General features: G+C 75.3%; 1 pseudogene. It reads left to right on the top strand.

Annotated elements, in window-relative coordinates:
- Positions 1-251 (top strand): annotated as a pseudogene (locus KVT37_RS32480) (hypothetical protein); the annotation flags it as partial.

Genomic DNA, 251 nt, shown 5'->3' with positions numbered 1-251 from the left:
CGCACCTACCTCCTGGCCCACCCCCCCGGCGGCCTGATCGCCTTCGAGCCTGCGCCAACACCCATCGACAACGACCTCCAGGAGAACGACCACACGCCGGGCTTCACCTCGGCGGCCGCATTCGTCGCCGGCGCCTTCCTCTCCGTCGATCCCGATTTCCCCGCGCTGCCCGGCCTCCATGGCCGCATCGGCACGGGCCGTCCCCCCCGCGTCCTCCCCCCCCCCGCGCCCCCCCTGGAGGCCCGGGCCCA

Origin of the sequence: Mesorhizobium sp. GbtcB19 (genome assembly GCF_019091085.1) — a bacterium.
Lineage (GTDB): Bacteria > Pseudomonadota > Alphaproteobacteria > Rhizobiales > Rhizobiaceae > Mesorhizobium.
The sequence above is the reverse complement of the archived record's forward strand: the minus strand, read 5'-3'. Positions and strand labels throughout refer to the sequence as shown.